General features: G+C 62.0%; 26 protein-coding genes. 15 read left to right on the top strand and 11 right to left on the bottom strand.

Annotation, left to right across the window (positions count from 1 at the left end; genetic code table 11):
- Window positions 1-79: 79 nt before the first annotated feature.
- Complete coding sequence (locus tag U9R80_RS20245) at window positions 80-1,471, top strand: aminotransferase-like domain-containing protein (protein ID WP_301839404.1); 1,392 nt, start codon at window positions 80-82, stop codon at window positions 1,469-1,471.
- A 61-nt stretch (window positions 1,472-1,532) separates the two neighbouring features.
- On the opposite strand, the gene U9R80_RS20240 is transcribed toward U9R80_RS20245, so the two are convergent.
- Entirely contained in the window at window positions 1,533-2,726 is a 1,194-nt protein-coding gene (locus tag U9R80_RS20240) for a benzoate/H(+) symporter BenE family transporter (protein ID WP_301839406.1), read from the bottom strand.
- A gap of 145 nt (window positions 2,727-2,871) precedes the next feature.
- On the opposite strand from U9R80_RS20240, the gene U9R80_RS20235 reads away from it, so the two are divergent.
- Window positions 2,872-3,474 carry a glutathione S-transferase family protein gene (locus U9R80_RS20235; RefSeq protein ID WP_301839407.1) on the top strand — a complete coding sequence of 201 codons (603 nt, stop codon included), beginning with the start codon at window positions 2,872-2,874 and terminating at the stop codon, window positions 3,472-3,474.
- Window positions 3,475-3,492: 18 nt separating this feature from the next.
- Here U9R80_RS20235 and U9R80_RS20230 read toward each other — a convergent pair whose 3' ends face one another.
- From U9R80_RS20230 to U9R80_RS20210, 5 genes are all read right to left on the bottom strand, one after another.
- Window positions 3,493-3,861: a glutathione S-transferase N-terminal domain-containing protein gene (locus U9R80_RS20230; RefSeq protein ID WP_301839409.1), complete on the bottom strand. Its 369-nt coding sequence runs from the start codon at window positions 3,859-3,861 to the stop codon at window positions 3,493-3,495.
- Between the two features lie 59 nt (window positions 3,862-3,920).
- Window positions 3,921-4,466 carry a GTP cyclohydrolase I FolE gene (folE, locus tag U9R80_RS20225; RefSeq protein ID WP_028943701.1) on the bottom strand — a complete coding sequence of 182 codons (546 nt, stop codon included), beginning with the start codon at window positions 4,464-4,466 and terminating at the stop codon, window positions 3,921-3,923.
- Window positions 4,467-4,535: 69 nt separating this feature from the next.
- Window positions 4,536-5,093 (bottom strand): Smr/MutS family protein, encoded by a 558-nt coding sequence (locus U9R80_RS20220; protein ID WP_301839411.1) that lies wholly within the window; start codon window positions 5,091-5,093, stop codon window positions 4,536-4,538.
- Between the two features lie 52 nt (window positions 5,094-5,145).
- On the bottom strand, window positions 5,146-5,466 hold the full coding sequence (locus tag U9R80_RS20215) for a hypothetical protein (protein WP_301839412.1): 321 nt from the start codon (window positions 5,464-5,466) through the stop codon (window positions 5,146-5,148).
- A gap of 75 nt (window positions 5,467-5,541) precedes the next feature.
- Window positions 5,542-6,132 carry a cysteine hydrolase family protein gene (locus U9R80_RS20210; RefSeq protein ID WP_028943704.1) on the bottom strand — a complete coding sequence of 197 codons (591 nt, stop codon included), beginning with the start codon at window positions 6,130-6,132 and terminating at the stop codon, window positions 5,542-5,544.
- Between the two features lie 189 nt (window positions 6,133-6,321).
- On the opposite strand from U9R80_RS20210, the gene prmB reads away from it, so the two are divergent.
- Window positions 6,322-7,230 carry a 50S ribosomal protein L3 N(5)-glutamine methyltransferase gene (prmB, locus tag U9R80_RS20205; protein ID WP_301839415.1) on the top strand — a complete coding sequence of 303 codons (909 nt, stop codon included), beginning with the start codon at window positions 6,322-6,324 and terminating at the stop codon, window positions 7,228-7,230.
- A 56-nt stretch (window positions 7,231-7,286) separates the two neighbouring features.
- Here the strand turns inward: prmB and U9R80_RS20200 are convergent, their stop codons facing one another.
- Together U9R80_RS20200 and U9R80_RS20195 are read right to left on the bottom strand one after the other, a co-directional pair.
- Window positions 7,287-8,078 (bottom strand): hypothetical protein, encoded by a 792-nt coding sequence (locus U9R80_RS20200; RefSeq protein ID WP_301839417.1) that lies wholly within the window; start codon window positions 8,076-8,078, stop codon window positions 7,287-7,289.
- 107 nt (window positions 8,079-8,185) lie between these two features.
- Entirely contained in the window at window positions 8,186-9,148 is a 963-nt protein-coding gene (locus U9R80_RS20195; protein WP_301839419.1) for an alpha/beta hydrolase, read from the bottom strand.
- A gap of 133 nt (window positions 9,149-9,281) precedes the next feature.
- On the opposite strand from U9R80_RS20195, the gene aroC reads away from it, so the two are divergent.
- The 3 genes from aroC to U9R80_RS20180 are packed head-to-tail and all read left to right on the top strand — an operon-like array spanning window position 9,282 to window position 12,120.
- Entirely contained in the window at window positions 9,282-10,373 is a 1,092-nt protein-coding gene (gene aroC, locus U9R80_RS20190; protein ID WP_301839420.1) for a chorismate synthase, read from the top strand.
- Between the two features lie 38 nt (window positions 10,374-10,411).
- A complete protein-coding gene (locus U9R80_RS20185) occupies window positions 10,412-11,560 on the top strand; it encodes an MFS transporter (RefSeq protein WP_301839421.1) in 1,149 nt (382 codons plus the stop codon).
- 41 nt (window positions 11,561-11,601) lie between these two features.
- Window positions 11,602-12,120: a 1,2-dihydroxy-3-keto-5-methylthiopentene dioxygenase gene (locus U9R80_RS20180; RefSeq protein ID WP_301839422.1), complete on the top strand. Its 519-nt coding sequence runs from the start codon at window positions 11,602-11,604 to the stop codon at window positions 12,118-12,120.
- A gap of 60 nt (window positions 12,121-12,180) precedes the next feature.
- Here the strand turns inward: U9R80_RS20180 and U9R80_RS20175 are convergent, their stop codons facing one another.
- Window positions 12,181-12,453, bottom strand: coding sequence for a DUF3509 domain-containing protein (locus U9R80_RS20175; protein ID WP_301839423.1), 273 nt, complete (start codon window positions 12,451-12,453; stop codon window positions 12,181-12,183).
- A 274-nt stretch (window positions 12,454-12,727) separates the two neighbouring features.
- Here U9R80_RS20175 and U9R80_RS20170 point away from each other — a divergent pair, with 274 nt between their 5' ends.
- A complete protein-coding gene (locus U9R80_RS20170) occupies window positions 12,728-13,252 on the top strand; it encodes an ankyrin repeat domain-containing protein (protein ID WP_301839424.1) in 525 nt (174 codons plus the stop codon).
- 60 nt (window positions 13,253-13,312) lie between these two features.
- Entirely contained in the window at window positions 13,313-13,843 is a 531-nt protein-coding gene (locus tag U9R80_RS20165; protein ID WP_301839425.1) for a hypothetical protein, read from the top strand.
- Here U9R80_RS20165 and U9R80_RS20160 read toward each other — a convergent pair.
- A complete protein-coding gene (locus U9R80_RS20160) occupies window positions 13,840-14,781 on the bottom strand; it encodes a ZIP family metal transporter (protein ID WP_301839426.1) in 942 nt (313 codons plus the stop codon). The genes U9R80_RS20165 and U9R80_RS20160 overlap by 4 nt on opposite strands.
- A 129-nt stretch (window positions 14,782-14,910) precedes the next feature.
- On the opposite strand from U9R80_RS20160, the gene U9R80_RS20155 reads away from it, so the two are divergent.
- On the top strand, window positions 14,911-15,102 hold the full coding sequence (locus U9R80_RS20155; RefSeq protein ID WP_274112751.1) for a PLDc N-terminal domain-containing protein: 192 nt from the start codon (window positions 14,911-14,913) through the stop codon (window positions 15,100-15,102).
- 48 nt (window positions 15,103-15,150) lie between these two features.
- Here the strand turns inward: U9R80_RS20155 and U9R80_RS20150 are convergent, their stop codons facing one another.
- A complete protein-coding gene (locus tag U9R80_RS20150; RefSeq protein WP_301839555.1) occupies window positions 15,151-15,624 on the bottom strand; it encodes a methylated-DNA--[protein]-cysteine S-methyltransferase in 474 nt (157 codons plus the stop codon).
- 232 nt (window positions 15,625-15,856) lie between these two features.
- Here U9R80_RS20150 and U9R80_RS20145 point away from each other — a divergent pair, with 232 nt between their 5' ends.
- The 6 genes from U9R80_RS20145 to U9R80_RS20120 all read left to right on the top strand — a co-directional run bounded on the left by U9R80_RS20145 (window position 15,857) and on the right by U9R80_RS20120 (window position 22,165).
- Window positions 15,857-17,941 (top strand): LTA synthase family protein, encoded by a 2,085-nt coding sequence (locus U9R80_RS20145; RefSeq protein ID WP_301839427.1) that lies wholly within the window; start codon window positions 15,857-15,859, stop codon window positions 17,939-17,941.
- Between the two features lie 143 nt (window positions 17,942-18,084).
- Window positions 18,085-18,321, top strand: a complete 237-nt coding sequence (locus U9R80_RS20140; protein ID WP_301839428.1) for a hypothetical protein — start codon at window positions 18,085-18,087, stop codon at window positions 18,319-18,321.
- A 189-nt stretch (window positions 18,322-18,510) separates the two neighbouring features.
- Entirely contained in the window at window positions 18,511-18,843 is a 333-nt protein-coding gene (locus U9R80_RS20135; RefSeq protein ID WP_301839429.1) for a ribonuclease E inhibitor RraB, read from the top strand.
- A 164-nt stretch (window positions 18,844-19,007) separates the two neighbouring features.
- Window positions 19,008-20,417, top strand: coding sequence for a circularly permuted type 2 ATP-grasp protein (locus U9R80_RS20130; RefSeq protein WP_301839430.1), 1,410 nt, complete (start codon window positions 19,008-19,010; stop codon window positions 20,415-20,417).
- Between the two features lie 3 nt (window positions 20,418-20,420).
- Window positions 20,421-21,371, top strand: coding sequence for an alpha-E domain-containing protein (locus U9R80_RS20125; RefSeq protein ID WP_301839431.1), 951 nt, complete (start codon window positions 20,421-20,423; stop codon window positions 21,369-21,371).
- On the top strand, window positions 21,368-22,165 hold the full coding sequence (locus U9R80_RS20120) for a transglutaminase family protein (RefSeq protein ID WP_301839432.1): 798 nt from the start codon (window positions 21,368-21,370) through the stop codon (window positions 22,163-22,165). The genes U9R80_RS20125 and U9R80_RS20120 overlap by 4 nt, the downstream gene beginning before the upstream one ends.

The raw sequence follows: 22,165 nt of genomic DNA, 5'->3' as shown, positions 1-22,165 counted from the left end.
CGTTCATCCGGGCCTCACAAGGCACACCCCTTCGGGATTTGTGATTAACTGTTCGGACAAAAATAGCGAACACTTTGCCATGCACCTGATACTTGACCGCCAATCATCCACGCCACTGGTGCAACAGCTGGCGACCCAATTGCAGGCCTGGATAGAGCACAAGCGCTTGCGTCCCGGGAGTCGCTTGCCTTCGATCCGTCAATTGGCGCGGGAGCAGGGGCTTAGTCAGTCCTGTGTGATCGAGGCCTATGACCGGCTGGTGGCCGCAGGCTGCCTGGAGGCACGGCATGGCGCCGGTTTTTTTGTCGCTGAACACCGGCTGATTGAGCCGCTGTTCGACCAGCCATTGCGCGATGAGGCTGTCGAGGGGCGCTGGCAGCAATTCAGTGAGGGCCATGCCGAGTTGCTCAACCTCTGCTGTGGCTGGGTGCCTTCCAGCTGGCGTGCCGCCGACGCCATTGCCCTGGCTGTGCGTCAGGTCAGTCGCGGTGCGGTAGAGGACCTGATCGACTATTGCCCGCCGCTTGGCTTGGCCAGTCTGCGCACACAGTTGCACAAAGGGCTGGGGCAGATTGGTATCCAGGTTGGCCCGAACCAGATCCTTACCACCCAAGGTGCCAGCCATGCGCTCGATCTGCTCGTGCGGGCGCTGCTCAAGCCGGGTGACAAAGTGCTGGTGGAACGCCCGGGTTACTACAACCTGTACCGGCTGCTACGCCAGCATCAGATCGAAATGCTCGAAGTACCGCGTACAGCCAGTGGGCCGGATCTCCAGGTGCTGGAAGAGATGCTCGAGCGCCATCGTCCGCGCTGTCTGTATATCAACAGCCTGTATCACAACCCCACCGGCAGCAGCCTGGCACCCAAGGTTGCCTATCGCCTGCTGGAACTGGCCCGTGAATACGACGTGCAGATCATCGAAGACGATATCTATGCCGACTTCCAGGACGGCGTGGTGACGCGCCTGGCCACGTTGGACGCCGAGCAACGGGTAATTTACCTGGCCAGTTTCTCCAAGACATTGAGCAGTTCATTGCGGGTGGGTTACCTGGTGGCGCCCCCTGCGCTGATCGCCCGGCTGGCCGAGCTGAAGATGGTCACCGGGCTTGGGACCTCGCGCTTTGCCGAGCAGGTAGTCGCGCAGATGCTGGCCACCGGGACCTACCGCAAAAGCGTGGCGCGCCTGCGCTTGCGCCTGGCCCAGCACATGGCCAAGGCGTTGGTGCAGCTGGAGGCTTGCGGGTGGGAGGTGTTCACCGAGCCTTATGGCGGCATGTTCGTCTGGGCACGCTGCCCAGGCCGCGACTTTGCCTCGCTCACGCGTGAAGCGCAGGCCTGTTCGGTACTGCTGGCGTCGGGCAGTGCTTTCGATCCTCAGGGCGCTGCCAGTGACTGGTTGCGGATAAACGTCGCCTACGCCCAGGACCAGCGGGCGCAAGCGTTCATACAGCGTGCAGGACGCCCCGTGTAGGAGCGGGCTTGCCCCGCGAAAGCGATGTAACTGTTAGATCGCTATAGCGGCAAGCCCGCTCCTACACGGATTTGCGCCAGTTGAGGATCAGCAGCGTCAGCACGCCCGCGACGATTCCCCAGAACGCCGAACCAATCGAGAACAAGGTAAAGCCCGACGCAGTCACCATGAAGGTAATCAGCGCTGCTTCCCGTTCCTTGGCTTCGTTCATGGCCACGGTCAGGCCATTCATGATCGAGCCGAACAGGGCCAGTGCGGCTATCGAAAGCACCAGCTCTTTGGGCAGGGCGGCGAACAGGGCGGCGAGGGTGGCGCCGAAGATTCCGGCAATGCCATAGAAAATTCCGCACCACACGGCTGCGGTGTAGCGTTTGCTCGGGTCTTCATGGGCGTGGGGGCCCGTGCAGATTGCCGCGCTGATGGCGGCCAGGTTGATTCCGTGGGAGCCGAAGGGCGCCAGCACCAGCGAGGCTATGCCCGTCACCGAGATCAGCGGTGAGGCGGGTACCTGGTAACCGTCGGCGCGCAGTACGGCGACGCCGGGCATGTTCTGCGAGGTCATGGCCACCACGAACAAGGGGATGCCGATGCTGATTGTGGCCGCCAGGGAAAAGCTCGGTGTGGTCCACACCGGCGTGGCCACCTCCAGGCTGAAGCCGCTGAAGTCGAGCAAGCCCATCACCCCCGACAATGCGGTACCGACCAACAGTGCGGCGAGCACCGCATAGCGCGGCGACAGGCGCTTGATAATCAAGTAGCTGAAGAACATTCCCAGTACCAGCGCGGTCCGATGCTGCGCTGCAATGAATATTTCGCTGCCGATCTTGAACAGGATGCCGGCCAGCAAGGCTGACGCCAGCGAGGCGGGGATGCGCTTGACCAGGCGTTCAAAGCTGCCGGTCAAGCCGCAGATCACCACCAGCACGGCGCAGGTGATGTAGGCGCCGATGGCTTCGCCGTAGCGGACGCCGCCCAGGCTTGTGATCAGCAGGGCGGCGCCCGGTGTCGACCAGGCGACGGTAATGGGTGTGCGGTATCGCAACGACAGGCCAATGCTGCAGACGGCCATGCCGATGGACAGGGCCCAGATCCAGGAGGAAATCTGCGCGCTGGTCAGGCCGGCAGCTTGTCCGGCCTGAAACATCAGCACCAGGGAGCTGGTGTAGCCGGTCATCATGGCGATAAAGCCGGCGACCACGGCCGAGGGGGAGGAGTCGGCCAACGGGCGCAATTGCGCGGAACTGGCGTCGGGCATGAGGCAATCCTTGTGCAGGGTGTAAGCAGATTTTTCAGACTACCGTGCAGGTCCTTGATCTTTGCCATACAGCAACCATTGCAATTAGCCGTACAGTCGCCAACTATGTGGGCGGGTACGTTTCAGCCATTGAATGGGGGAAGTGATGTACAAGGTTTACGGTGATTACCAGTCGGGCAACTGCTACAAGGTCAAGCTGATGCTGCATCTGCTCGACCTGCCCTATGAGTGGCACTCGGTGGATATCCTCAAGGGCGAGACGGAAACCCCGGCGTTCCTGGCCATGAACCCCAATGGCAAGGTGCCCGTGCTCGAGCTTGAAGACGGTACTTACCTGTGGGAGTCCAACGCGATTCTGAACTTCCTCGCCGATGGCAGCGAGTACTTGCCTACCGAACCGCGTCTGCGTACCCAGGTATTGCAGTGGCAGTTCTTCGAGCAGTACAGCCATGAGCCGTACATTGCCGTGGCGCGCTTCATCCAGTTTTACCTGGGGCTGCCTCAGGACCGCCTGGAGGAATACAAGACCTTGCACAAGGGCGGCTACAAGGCGCTGCGGGTCATGGAGAAACAGCTGCAGTTAACGCCGTATCTGGTGGGTGATCGCTACTCGATCGCCGACGTTGCCCTCTACGCCTACACCCATGTCGCCCACCAGGGCGGTTTCGACCTGGATGCGTATCCGGGCATCCAGGCATGGCTGGAACGAGTGGCCAGCCATCCCCGTCATGTGACCATGATCGGCTAGTTGGCGCCGGCGTGCCTGTCAGGCGGCGAAACGCTTGTTGAGGTAGTCGATGATCACCTTGGATTCATACATCCAGGTGGTCTTGCCGTCTTCTTCGATACGCAGGCACGGCACTTTGACCTTGCCACCTTCGGTGAGCAGGGTCTGGCGGTCCTGTTCGTTGTTCTTGGCGTCGCGCAGGGTTACCGGCACGTTCAGGCGGTGCAGGGTGCGGCGGGTTTTCACACAGAACGGGCAAGCGTGGAACTGATACAGACTCAGGCCCTTGGCCTGCTGCTCGACCAGGGCCTGGGCGGCCGGGTCACGCTTGAGCTTGGCCGGGCGGCTGGCCCAGTCAGCGAAAACGATCAACTGGCCAAGGCCCACACGCAATGCTTTGACGATCATGGCAACTCCTCGGAATGAAAAAAGCCGACCCACGAGGGTCGGCTTGCAGGCCTGCCCGATTACTTGATCAGGCTGAGAAACTCGCTGCGGGTCGCGGCGTTTTCGCGGAATTCGCCGAGCATCACCGAGGTGATCATGGTCGAGTTCTGCTTTTCCACACCGCGCATCATCATGCACATGTGCTTGGCTTCGATGACCACCGCCACGCCCAGGGCGCCGGTGACCTTCTGGATCGCCTCGGCGACCTGGCGGCTGAGGTTTTCCTGGATCTGCAGGCGACGTGCGTACATGTCGACGATCCGGGCTACCTTGGAGAGGCCCAGCACCTTGCCATCCGGGATGTAGGCCACGTGGGCCTTGCCGATGAACGGCAGCATGTGGTGCTCGCACAGCGAGTACAGCTCGATGTCCTTGACCAGGACCATTTCGCTGTTGTCGGAGCTGAACAGGGCGCCGTTGGTCACTTCTTCGAGCGTTTGTTCATAACCGCGGCAAAGGTACTGCATGGCCTTCGCAGCCCGCTTGGGCGTGTCGAGCAGGCCCTCGCGGGAGACGTCCTCGCCGAGCTGGCCGAGGATAGCGGTGTAGTTCTGTTCCAGGGACATGGATCTACCTGTGGGAATTATCGCAAACGCGAAGGGTACGGCGGCTGTGGCGGCGCTGCAAGTACGGCGTTACTCGTCACGGCCTTCGAGCATGGTTCGTTTGAGCATCACATACACCGCGCCGGTGCCGCCGTGGCGGGCCTGGCACGAGGTAAAGCCCAGTACCTGAGGGTGCTGGCGCAGCCAGGTATTGACGTGGCTCTTGATCATCGGCTTCTTGCCATCCAGGCGTACCGCCTTGCCGTGGGTGACGCGTACGCAACGTACTTCAAAGCGGGTCGCCTCGGCGAGGAATGCCCAAAGGGTTTCGCGGGCTTTTTCCACGTTCATGCCGTGCAGGTCGAGACTGCCTTCAAAGCCGACCTGGCCAAGCTTGAGCTTGCGCATCTGGCTTTCCTGGACGCCGTCACGGCTCCAGTGCAGGTCGTCCTCGGGGCCGACATCAATGACAAACTGGTCTGAGAGGCCATCGACCACAGTCTGGTCGCTGCGCACCGTGGCGGCTTGGCGCAGGCCGGCCAACTGCTTGCGGTCGGCCTTGGGTTTGCCGACCTCGGCGCGATCATGCTTGATCGGCTTGACGCCGCGCATCTCGCTTTTGAACAGGGAAAAATCGTTGTCTTGCATGTAAGCCTCCGCCTGGGCGGCTTAGTTTACGCGACTCCCCCGCAGGTTGCAGTCAATCGTGCTTCTTCATCAGGTGCGGCGACAGGTTCAGTTCGCGGCTGCGCCGCAAGCGAAGACGGCTGCGGCGCCAGAACCAGATACCCAGGTACAGCAGCACCAGGCCAGCCGCGAGAATCACCGCGGCGCCGGCGCGATTGGCATTGAGCTCGGCCAGCGCTTCAGGGTTGCCCAGCAGGCTGGCGGCGCCAGCCATGGCCAACAAGACACCCGCGGTGGCCAGCAACGTAGAAAAAGCCGCCGCCAGGCGAGCGCCCCAGTTACGTGGTTGACGCTGGCGCAAGCGCTTGGCATCGAAACCGTCCTTCAACTTCATGCCGATTCCTCTATGGATATCCGCAGTTGGACTGAAACGCCGCCAGGTGGTTCCGCCAGCCCGTCGGACGACCTGTCAGATCAGGCTGCTGGTCGGTGCCACGCAGGCGAAGTTGTCGGCCATGATCGCCATCTCGCTCTGCTGGATCTGCGCTGCAGCAATGACGCCGTCCTTGAACGGCAGATCGCGGGTGGCGCACGCATCCTCGATCAGGGTGCAACGGTAACCATAGTCCTTCGCCCGGCGCACGGTAGTGCTGACGCTGGAATGGCTCATGAATCCACAGACGATCAGGTCCAGGTGGCCGTAGCTCTGCAGGGTTTCATGAAGCTTGGTGTTCTTGAAGGCGTTGGGCATGCGCTTCTCGATGATCACCTCGTCACCCTGGGGCTCGAGGCCCGGGATGAACTCGCCACGCGAACCTTGGGGGTCGAACAGGCCGCCGACGGTGCCCAGGTGGCGCACGTGGATGATCGGGCGACCGGCCTTGCGGGCAGCCTCGAGCATTTTAGCGATGTTCTTTACAGCCTCGTCCATGCCAGACAGCGCCAGCGGACCGCTGAGGTACTCTTTTTGCGCGTCGATAATGACCAGGCTGGCGTTGCTCAGTTTGGCCGGCGGATAGCCGCGGCCGCTGAGGTGGAACATCGTCGTTGGAACAGACATCAAGGGCTCCTTTGGATAGGGCTTTTCACCTATTGTCCCCTGCCTGAGCACTTATGTGAATCGCTTCGCGTACAAGCGGCGTGGTTAGTGGCCTGCAGCCACCTCGGCAATTCTCCTACGTGTCGTTTTCGGCGACCTTTTCTGTGACCGGGCTGTTAGAATTGCAGGTCGTCTTTCAAGGAGTCTGTCGTGATCACTTCTCGCCTGCGCACCCTGCGCGATCATATCCGTTGGGCTGTCAGCCGCTTCCATGAGCGTGGCCTGTTTTTCGGGCATGGCGCCGACAACGCCTGGGACGAGGCGCGTCTGTTGGTGCTGGGTTCGGTCCATCTGCCCTGGGAAGTTGCCGACAGCTACCTGGACTGCCAGCTGGAAGATGACGAGTTGGTGCACCTGCAACGCCTGCTCAATCGCCGCATCGAAGACCGTGTGCCCACTGCCTACCTGTTAGGGGAGGCGTGGTTCTGTGGCATGTCCTTCATCGTCGACGAGCGTGTGCTGATTCCGCGCTCGCCCATTGGCGAGCTGATTGAAAAGCGCTTCGAGCCGTGGCTGGCCAGCGAACCTGCGCGCATTCTCGACTTGTGCACGGGCTCCGGCTGCATCGGTATCGTCAGTGCCGAGGTGTTCCCGGACGCCGAAGTGGTGCTGGCCGACTTGTCGTTTGAAGCGCTGGAAGTGGCCAATCAGAACATCGAGCGTCATGGCCTGGAAGAACGGGTTTACACCGTCCAGGGTGACGGCTTTGAAGGTTTGCCGGGGCAGCGTTTCGACCTGATCCTGTCCAACCCGCCGTATGTCGATGCCGAGGATTTCGCCGACATGCCTGAGGAGTACCACCACGAGCCCGAGCTGGGCCTGGCCTGTGGCAACGATGGTCTGGACCTGGTGCGGCGCATGCTGGCCGAGGCTGCCGACCATCTGACTGAGAAAGGCTTGCTGATCGTCGAGGTGGGCAACAGCCAGGTTCACGTCCAGGCGCTTTATCCAGAAGTGGATTTTGCCTGGCTGGAGTTCGAGCGCGGTGGACACGGGGTGTTCATGCTCACGGCGGATCAGTGCCGGCAGCACCAGGGATTGTTTGCTTCCAGGGTCTGAGTCTTGATCGCGGGGCAAGCCCGCTCCTGCAGGAGTGGGCTTGCCCCGCGTTGCATTCAGCGGTGGGTGGCAATCCAGATCAACAGCCCGGCCTGGAACACCGAGAACGCCACCAGGCAGGTGATGGTGAATCGCAGGCCGCTGTCTTCACGACGGTACTTGCTTACCCGCTCATCGCGTTCGCGCAGTTGTGCTTCTTTTTCCTGCAAGGTCTGCTCGGCCTGCTGAAGCATCTGCGCCGCCTCAAGGATTTCCACGCGCTGCACCTTCTCGGTGTTCCAGCCGCCCTTGAGCTCGCCGACCTGCAATTCGACATAGCGCCCCTTCAGGTGCTGGGCGTCCGCGTATTCCACTTCCAGCCCGTGGCTGTGGAGCACGTGATCGCGGCGCAGGCGGGTGTCCTCGTTCAACGCATCCTTGTTCGCCAGCGCGCCGCCTTCAACGCGGTAGTGCGACCATCTGCGCTGCGCCCAGCTCACCGCTTGGGCGAGCATGAAGCGTCCAAGGCCGCGGTTGAGCGGTTCGATCTGCAGGCCGCTGTCGGGGCCGATGTGCACTCGCTTTTCCGGGTGGTCGACCCAGATATCCAGCTGGTTCTGTTCCTTGCGCACCTTTTGCCCGGGCAACTGGATGGCCATGCGCAGTAGGCTGGTGTCCTTGTTGTGCCGCTCGGCATAGCCGTACTGCACAAAGCGCAGCGGCCGCGCGCCGCTGTTGCGGTCGGTCGGCGATGGCGCCAGGCGCAGCATCTGGAAATGCTCCGGGGCAACGTCTGCCCAGGGCAGTGGGGCAGGTTCCGGCGCTTCCTCTTGGGTGTCGGGGGCGTCCTGGGGGGCGGCTTCAGTCATCACGGCGATCCTCTTGTGCGCAGCAGGCTGGACACAATCACGAGGCCAGCATCGGCTTTATCGGCAGGATCGTCCGGGACTGGAGGCACAATTTCGGTGAACGCCGTTCAGGTAGCAGGCAGCCTGTGGATAAAGTCGACAATCCGCTCCCCCAGCTCGCTGGCTTGTGGCAATTTCGGATTCAGATAGCTGTCACGTTGCTGGCTGGCATCAGCAGGGGCAATGCGCAGCATGTGGTTCATGCCCTGGATCAACGCCAGCTCGGCGTCCGGCTTGGCGGCCTTGAGACGTTCGGCATTGCTGACATCGACCTGGACATCATGGGTGCCCTGGACGATCAGTGCCGGCACCTTCACCTTGCCGAACGCGGTAGCCGGATGCTGGCGAAACAGTGAGATCAGGTAAGGCTGCACCGAGGGGCGCAGTATGTCCCGCAGGGGCGGCGGGACATTGAGGGTGGTGTGGCCGGCCCTGAGCGCATCGAGCGCCTGGGCGGCGGCGGGCTTGTAGCGGGGCGCCAGGCGGTCGACCAATTGTGCGCGCATGACCTCGTCGACCGGGCGCCCGCTGCCCGCCACGCTAATCAGCGCGCTGGCGTCGCTGGGCTCTGCCGCCAGGCTTGCGATCAGTGCACCTTCGCTGTGTCCAAGCAGGATCAGGGCGCCGAAGCGGGGGTCGGCCTTGAGCTTCTGGCTCCAGGCCACCGCATCGGCGACATAGCCTTCGACACTGAGGTTGCGCTCATCCGGCGTGGCTGCCTGGCTCGCGGCCACGCCGCGCTTGTCGTAGCGCACGCTGGCGATACGGTTTTTCGCCAGCACCAGGGCCAGTTGCCTGAGGTTGTCGGTATTGGCGCCGTCGGGATTGTTGCCGTTGCGATCGGTCGGCCCGGAACCCGGGATGATCAGCACCACCGGCGGCGGCGCTTCGGTACGCGGCAATAGCAGGCTGCCGTATAGCGTGCCGCTGCTCGTAACAAGACTGATCGGGCGTTGCAGCACCGTGGGGGCGGCGGCCTGGACCAGGCCGCAGAACAGCAGGGCGACTACCGCGAGAACGCGCAACATCATGAGGCCACTATCGGGAAGGTGGAGTTTGGACCGGGGCCATGGCAGAAGGTTCGCAGTCAGGGATGAACTGAATGGTTAGCCTGCGTATACTGGCGGCCTTGTTCAAATCAGGCTGATTCGCGGAGCGTCCTGCATGTCCGGCAATACCTACGGCAAGCTGTTCACTGTCACCACCGCTGGCGAGAGCCATGGTCCGGCGTTGGTCGCCATTGTCGACGGCTGTCCGCCGGGCCTGGAGATCTCGCTGGCCGACTTGCAGCACGACCTTGACCGGCGCAAGCCCGGCACCAGCCGGCACACCACCCAGCGCCAGGAAGCCGATGAAGTCGAGATTCTGTCGGGCGTGTTCGAGGGGCGTACTACCGGCTGCTCCATCGGCCTGCTGATTCGCAACACCGACCAGAAGTCCAAGGACTATTCGGCGATCAAGGACCTGTTCCGCCCGGCACACGCCGACTACACCTACCACCACAAGTACGGTGAGCGCGACTACCGTGGCGGTGGTCGCAGCTCGGCGCGTGAAACCGCAATGCGCGTAGCGGCCGGTGCCATTGCCAAGAAGTACCTGGCGACCCAGGGCATTCAGATCCGCGGCTACATGAGCCAGCTCGGCCCGATCGAAATCCCGTTCAAGACCTGGGATTCGGTCGAGCAGAACGCCTTCTTCAGCCCTGATCCCGACAAGGTCCCGGAGCTGGAGGCCTACATGGACCAGCTGCGCCGTGACCAGGACTCGGTAGGTGCCAAGATCACCGTGGTCGCCGAAGGCGTCACGCCTGGCCTGGGCGAGCCGATCTTCGACCGTCTGGACGCCGAACTCGCCCATGCCCTGATGAGCATCAACGCGGTCAAGGGCGTAGAGATCGGCGCCGGTTTCGCCAGCGTCGCCCAGCGCGGCACCGAGCACCGTGACGAGATGACCCCTGAAGGTTTCCTCAGCAACAACGCCGGCGGCATCCTCGGCGGGATTTCCTCCGGCCAGCCAATCGTCGCCCATCTGGCCCTGAAGCCGACGTCGAGCATCACTACGCCGGGGCGTTCCATCGACATCCACGGCAATCCGGTGGAAGTGATCACCAAAGGTCGTCACGACCCGTGCGTCGGCATCCGTGCAACACCGATCGCCGAAGCGATGATGGCCATCGTGCTGATGGATCACCTGCTGCGTCATCGCGGGCAGAATGCCGACGTGAAAGTGACCACTCCGGTACTGGGCCAACTGTAATGCCAGCACGTGCCAATCGCGCCGCGGCCTGTTGAGCCGTGGCGCCGATTCCTTACTGGCGGTTGTCCAGCTTCTACCTGTTCTACTTTGCCTTGCTCGGTTCTACAGCGCCTTTTCTGGCGCTGTATTTCGATCACCTGGGCTTTTCCAGCGCGCGTATCGGCGAGTTGGTCGCCATTCCCATGCTCATGCGCTGCATTGCGCCCAACCTCTGGGGTTGGCTGGGTGATCGCAGCGGTCAGCGCCTGCTGATCGTGCGCCTGGGGGCGCTGGCCACGCTGGCGACCTTCTCGCTGATCTTCTTCGACAAGAGCTATGCCTGGCTGGCGCTGGTGATGGCGTTGCATGCCTTCTTCTGGCATGCGGTGTTGCCGCAGTTTGAAGTCATCACCCTGGCGCACCTGCAGGGCCAGACTGCGCGTTACAGCCAGATCCGCTTGTGGGGGTCGATCGGATTCATTCTTACCGTGGTGGGCCTGGGGCGTCTGTTCGATGGCCTGAGCCTGGATGTGTATCCGCTGGCGCTGGTGATCATCATGGCCGGTATTGTGCTGGCGAGCCTCTGGGTACCCAACGCCCAGCCACCCGGGCAGAACGAGCGCAGCAGCGGGGGAGGCTTTCTCAAGCAACTGGCCAGCCCGGGTGTGGCGGCGTTTTACACCTGTGTGGCACTGATGCAGCTCAGTCACGGCCCGTACTACACCTTCCTGACATTGCACCTGGAGCATCTGGGCTACAGCCGCGGCATCATCGGCATGCTCTGGGCCCTGGGCGTGGTGGCCGAGGTGTTGATGTTCCTGGCCATGAGCTGGATTCTGGCCCGCGTGTCGTTGCGCCGGGTACTGATGGCCAGTTTCGCCCTGGCTGCCCTGCGTTGGCTGCTGCTGGGCAATTTTGCCGAGCATGTGGGCGTGTTGCTGTTTGCCCAGTTGCTTCACGCGGCCACGTTCGGCAGTTTTCATGCCGCCGCTATCGCCTTTGTGCAGCGCAGTTTTGGCGCGCGCCAGCAGGGGCAGGGGCAGGCCTTGTATGCCGCCCTGGCCGGGACAGGGGGGGCGCTGGGTGCGTTGTATTCGGGCTACAGCTGGAACCTGCTGGGCGCCGCTACCACCTTTAGTATTGCCAGCGTCGCCGCCCTGGCGGCAGCCGTTATCATTGCGACTCGAATGAAAGAGGACAGGGCTTGAGCCTTGGCCGTGACCATTGGCCGGAATAAGGAGTTGCCCTGATGAGCAGCCTGACCGTGTATCACCAGTCCACCCCGGATATCCCGAACAAAGTCCTGACCCATCTTGAAGATATCGCTGCCACCCTGGCCGAGCACGGCGTGCGCTTCGAGCGCTGGCAGGCCCAGGCGTCGCTGCAGTCGGGTGCCAGCCAGGAGGAGGTGATTGCTGCCTATCGGCAGGACATCGACACGCTGCTGAGCGAACGCGGGTACACAAGCGTTGATGTTGTCCGCGAGGCGGATGCCAGCTTGCTCGAAGAACACACGCGTGACGAAGACCTGGTGCGCTTTTTCGCCAGCGGCCGTGGCTTGTTCACCCTGCATATCGAGGACTACATCTATGCGGTGCTGTGCGAGAAGAGCGACCTGATCTGTGTGCCGGCCGGTATTCGGCACTGGGTCGATTTCGGGGAAGACCCGCGGTTTGTGGCAATCGGCCTGGGCAACAGTCGAGAGGGTGGGGTGGTGACGTTTACCGGTGAGAAGATCGCTGCAGGGTTCCCCCGGCTGGACGATTGAAAAACGCGGGCAAGCCCGCTCCCACAGTGTGGGAGCGGGCTTGCCCCGCGCTGCATTCACCTATCGATAAGTCGGCAACGCAAACCGCTGCTGGCTCTGCAACATGGAAATCACCGGCAATTCACTGGCCTGCTCGGCCAGGTCGCGGCGAATGGCACTGATGGCCCAGGACAACTGTTCGGCACAGTGCATCTGGCCGTAGGAAAGCGAGCGCTTGATCTGCTTGCCATCTGCTGCACGCAACGTCAGCAGAATGCCGCCGTCGGGGCGCGCCTGGGTGGTGACGGCGTAGGCGGAGAATACCGAGGCGAATTTTTCCTGGATGAGGTCCATATCAGCTCCTGACTGTAGATGGCAGACATGGAGTGATGGGTGCAGTGACTGTGCCAGTTTTTACTTTCTTTAAAAACCTTTTAAAAACAGCATGTTGCGGTAATTTACCGGGCGCTTCACCGTGCATTCTGCAGGGCCGTGCAGTTTGCGCCGTGCATTTTGCATGACGGCCTGGCCAATAGATTTACGCTGTCGGGGCAATGACTTATCTGACGTTGACCTGAAGTGGCTAGTGACAAAGACTTGGGCTTTACCGGCCACCAGGAGGTTCCCCATGTCCGACCCACGTACGCCCGTGCAGATGAATGATGACGAAGCGGCGGAATTTGCCGAGCAGGTATTTGATCGCGCCCGGCAGGGTGATGCCACCATGCTCGATCGCCTGCTGGAAAAAGGCCTGCCGGTCAACCTGCGCAATGGCAACGGCGATACCTTGCTGATGCTCGCCAGCTATCACGGTCATCTGGATGCGGTGCGGGTGCTGTTGAGCCATGGCGCCGACCCACAAATCGCCAACGACAAAGGCCAGTTGCCTATCGCCGGCGCGGCATTCAAGGGCAATCTGAACATGATCCAGCTGCTGCTGGAGCAGGGCGCCCAGGTCGACGCTACTTCAGCCGATGGTCGCACCGCACTGATGCTGGCCGCCATGTTCAACCGCACCGGCATCGTCGAGTATCTGCTGGGCAAAGGTGCCAACCCTGCGCACCGTGATGCCCAGGGCACCACAGCGCTCGCAGCGGCCCAGACCATGGGCGCCAGCGACACCGCTGCGCAGTTGCAGGCGCTGGTCGGCTAACCCCCAGGGGGCTTTTGCGGCTATCCTTGGCGACTTTTTTTATCGTCGCAGGGCCCCTTCATGAAATCCCAACTGGTCGAACTCATCGGCAAAATCAGCGCTGGCTGCATGCGCGAAGACGATATCGAGCGTATCGCCGACGAAGCCGCCCAGGCCTACGCCGACCCGCAAGCCTTCCTCGCCGCCAACCCGGACATCAACTACGACGACAGTTTCCCGTTCCCCCTGGGTGAATGGATCATCGTCGGCAGCCTGCCAGACACCGTGCTGTTCCAGGCCGATACCTACCAGGACCTGTTCGCCCAGATCGTCGACTCCTTCGACAAGAGCGTCCCCTTTAACCTGAAATCCAAGCAATTGGCCAAGGTCGAGCCATTGACCGCACTCAATCGTATCCAGGTGCAGATGGGGGCGATGAACAAGGAGGCGGGGGGCTATGTGCTGATGAACTTCAGCCAGTTGCTCGATGATGAGCTACAGATGGTGCTGGTCGGCAACGATGACCTGGCGCGGGTGCTGGAGCTGTGCGCCGAGGTGGGGATTGCCGCAGCACCGGCACTGGAGGCGCTGCGGGTGGCAGTACACGTTTAACCCAGCGCGGTATCGAGAAACATCATCACTGCAAAGCCGCCCATCAGGCCGAGGGTGGCTGAGGTCTGATGACCGTTGCGGTGGGTCTCCGGGATCACCTCATGGGACACCACGAAGATCATTGCGCCGGCAGCCAGGCCCATGCTCACGGGGTAGGCAATGGCAAAGCCGGTGGAGATGCCCAGGCCGATGACTGCGCCGATGGGCTCCATCAGGCCGGAACCGATGGCCACCAGCGCGGCCTTCAGGGTCGAAAGCCCGGTGGCGCGCAGGGCCAGTGCCACTGCCAGGCCTTCGGGAATGTCCTGGATGGCGATGGCGCTGGTCAGCGGCAGGCCGACATTCAGATCCCCATTGGCGAAACTCACACCGATAGCCATGCCTTCGGGCAGGTTATGCAAGGTGATCGCCAGCACGAACAGCCACACCCGGTTGATCCGTTCGGCTTGCGGCCCGCACGGGCCGGTGCTTTCGTGCTCATGCGGGGTGAAGCGGTCGAGGCCCAGCATCAGCAAGACCCCAAGCCCCATGCCAACCACCACGGTCAACGCTGCATAGGGACCATTGCCGGTGATCTCGCGAGCGGCATCCAGGCCAGGCAATATCAGCGAGAACGAACTGGCGGCGAGCATCATGCCGGCGGCAAAGCCAAGCATCACGTCCTGGCTGCGGGCACTGACTTCCCGTAATACCACTGCCATGACCGCGCCCAGGGCCGTAGAGGCAAACCCCGCAAGGCCACCGAGCATGGCCATATGAAGGTTCTCCTGATGATCGCCGTGTACGGCGTTCCAGGCGCTGGCCATCAACAGGCCAAGCACCACCAGCAGGCTCAGGCCCAATCCGGCACTCAGCCAGGGCGTGGTTTGCGCCTGTTGCAGCCATGCGTTCCAGAGGGAAACCGGAGCCGGGCTGCTGGAGCTTTGAGCGGGGGGCATAGCGACCTCACTGAAGCAATTTGATGGTTCGAGTGTAACCAGCGTTGTCATGGCGCAGCCAACGAATCGCCTCTATGGGGCTTATAGCCAGCTATCCTTCTGGGCGAATGCGATCACGGGAGCGAGACCATGGGTTCCACCTTCAATGGCCTGGTAGGCCTGATTATCCTCGCGCTGGATATCTGGGCGATCATCAATGTGGTCAAGAGCAGTGCCGGCATGGGCGCCAAGATCCTGTGGATCTTGTTGATCCTGTTGCTGCCGGTACTGGGCTTGATTATCTGGGCGATTGCCGGGCCGCGAGGGAATGTGCGGTTGTAACCGTTTCGCGGGGCACGCTCGCTCAGCGTGCCCCGCGAAATCCATCCTTCAGATCAACCACGCCCCTTCAAGCTCCAGCAATATTTGCTTGCGCTCAACCCCCCCTGCATACCCGGTCAGCGTCCCGTTGCTGCCGATGACTCGGTGACACGGCACGATGATCGAGATCGGGTTGGCACCGTTGGCGGTCCCGACCGCGCGAACGGCCCGCGGACGATTGATCTGCTGCGCCAGGTCGCCGTAGCTGCAGGTCGTGCCGTAGGGAATACGTTGCAAGGCAGCCCAGACCTCGCGCTGAAACGCCGTGCCCTGAGGCGCCAGCCGGAGCTGAAACTGCTCCCGTGTGCGGGCAAAGTACTCATCCAGCTGACGCGCCACTTCATCCAGTTGATTGCCTGCGAGCTGCCATTGGGTCGGCAGTTCCCAGGGCTGTGCGGCGTCCATGTGGACAAGGTGCAGTCCATGTTCGTCACCCGCCAGTAACAGGGGGCCAAGCGGGCTGGGCAGGTAGCGGTAATACATGACAGGAAGCCGGTTGCGAGTTGAGTAGGCAAAGATACCGCACACAGGGGACTTGTCGTCATCGGCAACGCCAGCGGCCGGCAGGACAACGAAATTTTCACATTCGATTATGGAAAATCCGCGCGCGCAATTATCCATTCGCCGAATGGCCGTGCATTGCCCTCGGGTTTAGTGCACATTTGCCGATTCGTTTTTTCGCCTTCTTGAATCAATCCTAGGGATCTTCCAATCCATGGCTAACACGGACGCCTTGAGTGATCAGCGGGCTGCGTCGCGCCCGCTGCAACCAACGCTAAAATCGCACCTGGCCTACACCCTGCTGTGCGGCCTGGTGATCATGCTGATGCTCAGCCTGGTACGCCTGGCACTGCTGATCTACAACAGCGACATGATTGGCGACACGCCGATGTCGACTGTCGCCGAGGGCTTTCTCAATGGGCTGCGCTTCGACTTGCGGGTCGTGGTCTACCTGAGCATCCCGCTGCTGTTGGCCGTCCTCAGTGCTCGCGCCATGGCCGCGCGCGGTCTGTTCCGGGCGTGGTTGACCATCACCTCGAGCATCGTGATGTTCCTGGGCCTGATGGAGCTGGACTTCTACCGCGAGTTCCACCAGCGCCTCAACGGCCTGGTGTTCCAATACGTGAAGGAAGATCCCAAGACCGTACTGAGCATGCTCTGGTACGGCTTCCCGGTGGTGCGTTACCTGCTGGCGTGGATTTTCGGTACCTGGCTGCTGAGCCTTGTGTTCAAGGGCATCGACCGCCTGACCCGTCCGCGTGGCACCTATGAGAACAACGTGGCCGGAAGCCGCAGCGTGGCGCCCTGGTATGTGCGTGGCGTGGTGTTCTTCATGATCCTGCTGGTCGCGGTCATCGCTGCCCGCGGCACCCTGCGCCAGGGCCCGCCCATGCGTTGGGGCGATGCCTTCACCACCGACTCGAACTTCGTCAACCAACTGGGCCTCAACGGCACCCTGACCCTCATCGACGCGGCCAAGAGCCGGTTCGGTGAAGACCGTGCCAACATCTGGAAGTCGACCATCGAGCAAGGCCAGGCCACCCAGGCCGTGCGCGACATGCTGCTGACCGACAACGACAAACTGGTCGATGCCGACAGCGCCGCCGTGCGCCGTGACTTCACCCCGCCGGCCGACAATACCCTGCCGATCAAGAACGTCGTGGTGATCCTGATGGAGAGCTTCGCCGGCCACTCGGTGGGCGCGTTGGGCAGCCCGAACAACATCACCCCGTACTTCGACAAGCTGGCCAAAGAAGGCCTGCTGTTCGACCGCTTCTTCTCCAATGGCACCCATACCCACCAGGGCATGTTCGCCACCATGGCCTGCTACCCGAACCTGCCAGGTTTCGAGTACTTGATGCAGACCCCCGAGGGCGGCCACAAATTGTCCGGCCTGCCAGCCTTGCTCAGCGCCCGTGACTACGACGATGTCTACGTCTACAACGGCGACTTTGCCTGGGATAACCAGTCGGGCTTCTTCGGCAACCAGGGCATGACCACCTTCATCGGCCGCAATGACTTCGTCAATCCGGTGTTCTCCGACCCGACCTGGGGTGTGTCCGACCAGGACATGTTCGACCGTGGCGCCGAAGAACTGGCCAAGAACTACGGCAAGAAACCGTTCTATGCGCTGCTACAGACCCTGTCCAACCACACGCCGTACGCGCTGCCCAAGGATCTTCCGGTAGAGCCTGTGACCGGCCAGGGCCGTCTGGACCAGCACCTGACCGCCATGCGCTACTCCGACTGGGCCCTGGGCCAGTTCTTCGAGAAGGCGCGCAAGGAGCCGTACTTCAAAGAGACCCTGTTCGTCATCGTCGGCGACCACGGCTTCGGTAACCACCAGCAGGTCACCGAGCTGGACCTGGGGCGTTTCAACGTACCGCTGCTGCTGATTGCCCCCGGCATTCAGGAGAAGTTCGGCGCGGTGAACCACACCGTGGGAACCCAGATCGACATCGTGCCGACCATCATGGGTCGACTGGGCGGCGAAACCCGTCACCAGTGCTGGGGCCGTGATCTGCTGAACCTGCCGGCTGGCGATGAGGGCTTCGGCATGATCAAGCCATCGGGCAGCGAGCAGATTGTCGGCCTGATCAAGGGTGATCGCATCCTGATCGAGTCCAAGGATATGTCGCCGCGCATGTATCGCTATCAGCTGGGCGCCAACTTCAAGGCCGAGCTGATCGAAAGCCCGGACCAGAAGGACCTGACTCACAAGCTTGAGTCGTTCATCCAGACCGCCACCAAGAGCTTGATGGACAACACGGCAGGTGTCGTCCACGGCATTCCTGAGTAAGCGCCAGTCCTGTACTGAAAAAAGAGGCCCATCGGGCCTCTTTTTTTTGGCCGATGGCGCGTTGCGGCTGAACATTCACCTGCGCCGCGGGTCAACGGAAGGTAGGTCGATTCACCCTGAGTGTCCGTACTGAGGAGAATCCAATGAAAGCGTGGGAAATTACTTTTGTTGATCAAAAGGGCGAGCGTACCTCGCTCCCCGTCACCTGTGAGCAACAGCCCAGTGTCGAAGAGGCCGCGCGGCTGATTCGCTCCCACCTCTTTCCGGTCATGGACGAACTGGACCTCAATGATTTCCAGGACCGCGCCAGCGCACCCACCGCCAAGTGGCTCAAAGAGCAGAGCGGTGTGGAGATCACCTCCATCACGGAAAAGCCCTGAGCCCGCTGTTTTCTGGCACAGCTGTCAACTTGCCGCTACGCTGCAATCAAGGTCGGGTCGTTTTTTGTAACAGCCTGGGCTTGCCGATCCACGTCATGCATCAGCTCGAATTGCCCCCGCACAGCTTGTGTGGCGGGCAGGTGCGTTTTGCACTGAAAGTCTATCCATCGGTAGTTAGGAGGACGATTCATGAGCAGCCAATACGAGGACATCAGCAGCACCGTATTGCGACAGATGAAAGAGGGTGGTTTCAACTTCGCCCAGATTCATCCCATCGAGTTTTATGCGGTATTTCCCGATGAGGCACGGGCACGACGGGCAGCAGGACAGTTTCGCGGGGAGTCGCTGAGCGCACAGGTGCGCGAGCGCGACGACGGTGCCTGGCACCTGGAATTGAGCAAAGTGATGTATGCCACCTATGGCGGTATCGGCGAATTCGAGCAGGACTTCGAAGCGGTGATCGCGCCGTTGGGTGGGGAAATCGAAGGCTGGGGCGTGAAACAGGAGCGCCCGCTGGCCTGAACAACGCTTCGCAATGAGGCGTTGAACGCAAAGCAATCGAAGCGGTTGCACACATCTGGTGCAACCGCTTTGCGTTTTAAATACAACCTATTGAAATCCAAGGAGTTATGCCGCTGGCACGGGGCTTGCGATAGCTCAGGTGCACGGGTGACAAGGAGTTCGGCATGATCCGCACCTTTTATGACGAGATGTACAGCGCAGACGGCCATGTCCGTCCGCACTACCGGGAGTTCGCCCGCTGGTTGGCCGACACCCCGCCGGAACTGCTGGCGCAACGTCGGCGCGAGGCCGACCTGCTGTTTCACCGCGCCGGCATCACCTTCACCCTCTACGGCGACGAGCAGGGCACCGAGCGCCTGATCCCCTTCGACACCATTCCCCGCAGCATCCCGGCCAGTGAGTGGCGGGTGGTGGAGCGGGGCTGTATCCAGCGGGTCAAGGCGCTCAACTTGTTCCTGGCCGACCTCTACCATGGCCAGCGGATCATCCGCGCCGGGATCATTCCCGCCGAACAGGTTCTGGCCAACGAGCAGTACCAACTGGCAATGCAGGGGCTGGACCTGCACCGCGATATCTATGCACACATCTCCGGCGTCGACCTGGTGCGTGATGGCGACGGCAGCTACTACGTGCTCGAAGACAACCTGCGCACCCCCAGTGGTGTGAGCTACATGCTCGAAGATCGCAAGATGATGATGCGGCTGTTCCCCGAACTGTTCGCGGCCCAGCGCATCGCGCCGATCGACCACTATCCCAACCTGCTGCTCGACACCCTCAAAAGCGCGAGCCCCCTGGATAACCCGAGCGTGGTGGTACTCACGCCGGGGCGTTTCAACAGCGCATTTTTCGAGCATGCCTTCCTGGCCCGGGAAATGGGCGTCGAACTGGTCGAGGGGGCGGATCTGTTTGTGCGTGACGAGCGGGTGTTCATGCGCACCACCGACGGCCCCAAGGCAGTGGATGTGATCTACCGGCGCCTGGACGACGCCTTCCTTGATCCGCTGGCCTTCAATCCCGAGTCGATGCTTGGGGTGCCCGGGCTGCTCTCGGCCTATCGTTGCGGCAACGTGGTGCTGGCCAATGCCATTGGTACCGGGGTGGCCGACGACAAGTCGATCTATCCCTACGTCACCGACATGATCCGCTTCTATCTGGACGAAGAGCCCATTCTCAAGAACGTGCCGACCTGGCAGTGCCGCAAGCCCGAAGAGTTGTCCCATGTGCTGGCGCATCTGCCAGAGCTGGTGGTCAAGGAAACCCAGGGGTCGGGCGGCTACGGCATGCTGGTGGGGCCTGCGGCGACCCGCGCCGAAATCGAGGCCTTCGCCGCGCGAATCAAGGCCCGGCCCGCGGCCTACATCGCCCAGCCGACGCTGTCGCTGTCGACCTGTCCGACCTTCGTGGAAAACGGCATCGCGCCCCGTCATATCGACCTGCGTCCCTTCGTGCTCAGCGGTCGGGAAACCCGCGTGGTGCCCGGCGGCCTGACCCGGGTGGCGCTGCGTGAAGGCTCGTTGGTGGTCAACTCGTCCCAGGGCGGCGGTACCAAGGACACCTGGGTGGTCGAGGATTAAGTCATGTTGAGTAGAACTGCCTCTGATTTGTACTGGATGTCGCGTTACCTGGAGCGGGCGGAAAACCTCGCGCGCATGCTCGATGTCAGCTATTCGCTGTCGCTGATGCCCCAGGACGGCCGGGGCGACGGCCTGGATGAAGTGGCCATGCCGTTGTTGATCACCGGCACGCTGGACGACTATCTGGAACGCCATGGCCAGTTGCACGCCGAACGCCTGCTGCACTTCTTCGCCCTGGACCCGGACAACCCGGCCAGTATCTACAGCTGCCTGGGCGCGGCCCGCGCCAGTGCCCATGCGGTACGGGGGCGGATCACCGCCGACATGTGGGAAAACATCAACGCCACCTGGCTCGAGATTCGCGGTATTGCCGAGCAGGGCCTTGGCCGGTACGGCATGAGCCGTTTCTGCGAATGGATCAAGGAGCGCTCCCACCTGTTCCGCGGTGCCACCTACGGCACGATCATGCGCAACGATGCGTTCCGCTTCATCCGCCTGGGCACCTTCATTGAGCGCGCCGACAACACCCTGCGCCTGCTGGACGCCCGCTACGAGATGCTTGGCGAGGAGGCCGAGGCGGTCAGCGACAGTTCCGCCCGGGGCTATTACCAGTGGAGTGCCTTGTTGCGGGCGCTGTCTTCATTCGAGGCTTACACCGAGATTTATCGCGATGCGCCCGCGGCACGGCATGTGGCCGAACTGTTGTTGCTGCGCGCCGATGTGCCGCGCTCGCTGCGTGCCTGCACCGAAGAAATCGACCTGATCCTGGCCAGCCTGCCGGGCAGCAACGGCCGTGCCGCGCAGCGCCTGGCAGCCGAAGTCGATGCGCGCCTGCGCTACACCGGGATCGACGAGATCCTTGCCGAAGGCCTGCACCCCTGGCTGACCCATTACATCCCACTGGTGCGCCAGTTGGGCAATGCCATTCAAAGCGCGTACCTGGAGGCCGTATGAGACTGACCATTAGCCACGAAACTGCCTATCACTATGAGGACCAGGTTCGGGCCAGTATCCAGTACCTGCGCCTGACGCCCCACGACAGCGAGCGCCAACAGGTTCTCGCCTGGCAGCTAGACCTGCCGCGCCCGGTGCGGGCACAGCTGGACCCGTTCGGTAACATCCTCCACGTCTTGAGTCTGGACGAGCCGCACTCGGACCTGATCATCGGTGCCCGCGGCCTGGTGGAAATCGACGAGAGCCGTGAAGCCGAGCATGAAGCGCAGTCACCATTGCCGTTCTTGCGCTTTACCCGATTGACCGAGGCCGATGAAGCCATGCGCGCCTTTGCCAGCCAGCAATGCCGCAAGCGCCGGGACCGCTCGGCACTGATCGAATTGATGAATGCGTTGAACCAGCGCATGGCGTATCGCCCTGGCACCACGGCGGTAGATACCAGTGCTGCCCAGGCTTTCGCCGCCGGTTCCGGTGTGTGCCAGGACCATACCCATGCCTTTCTGGCGTGTGTGCGCAGCCTGGGCGTACCGGCGCGTTACGTTTCGGGTTACCTGTTCGACAGTGACAGCCAGCAGATGGCCAGTCATGCCTGGGCCGAGGCCTGGCTCGATGACGCCTGGTACAGCTTCGATGTGACAAACCAGCTGGACCGCCCCGAGCGTCACCTGAAGCTTGCGGTGGGCCTGGATTACCTGGATGCCTGCCCGGTGCGCGGCATGCGTCGGGGCGGCGGCTTCGAGCAGATGCATGCCAAGGTGTTGGTCACGCCCGGCTTTAAAGCTCAGCAGCAATAG

The sequence above is a fragment of the Pseudomonas sp. JQ170C genome, from assembly GCF_035581345.1.
Classification (GTDB): Bacteria; Pseudomonadota; Gammaproteobacteria; order Pseudomonadales; family Pseudomonadaceae; genus Aquipseudomonas.
The sequence above is the reverse complement of the archived record's forward strand: the minus strand, read 5'-3'. Positions and strand labels throughout refer to the sequence as shown.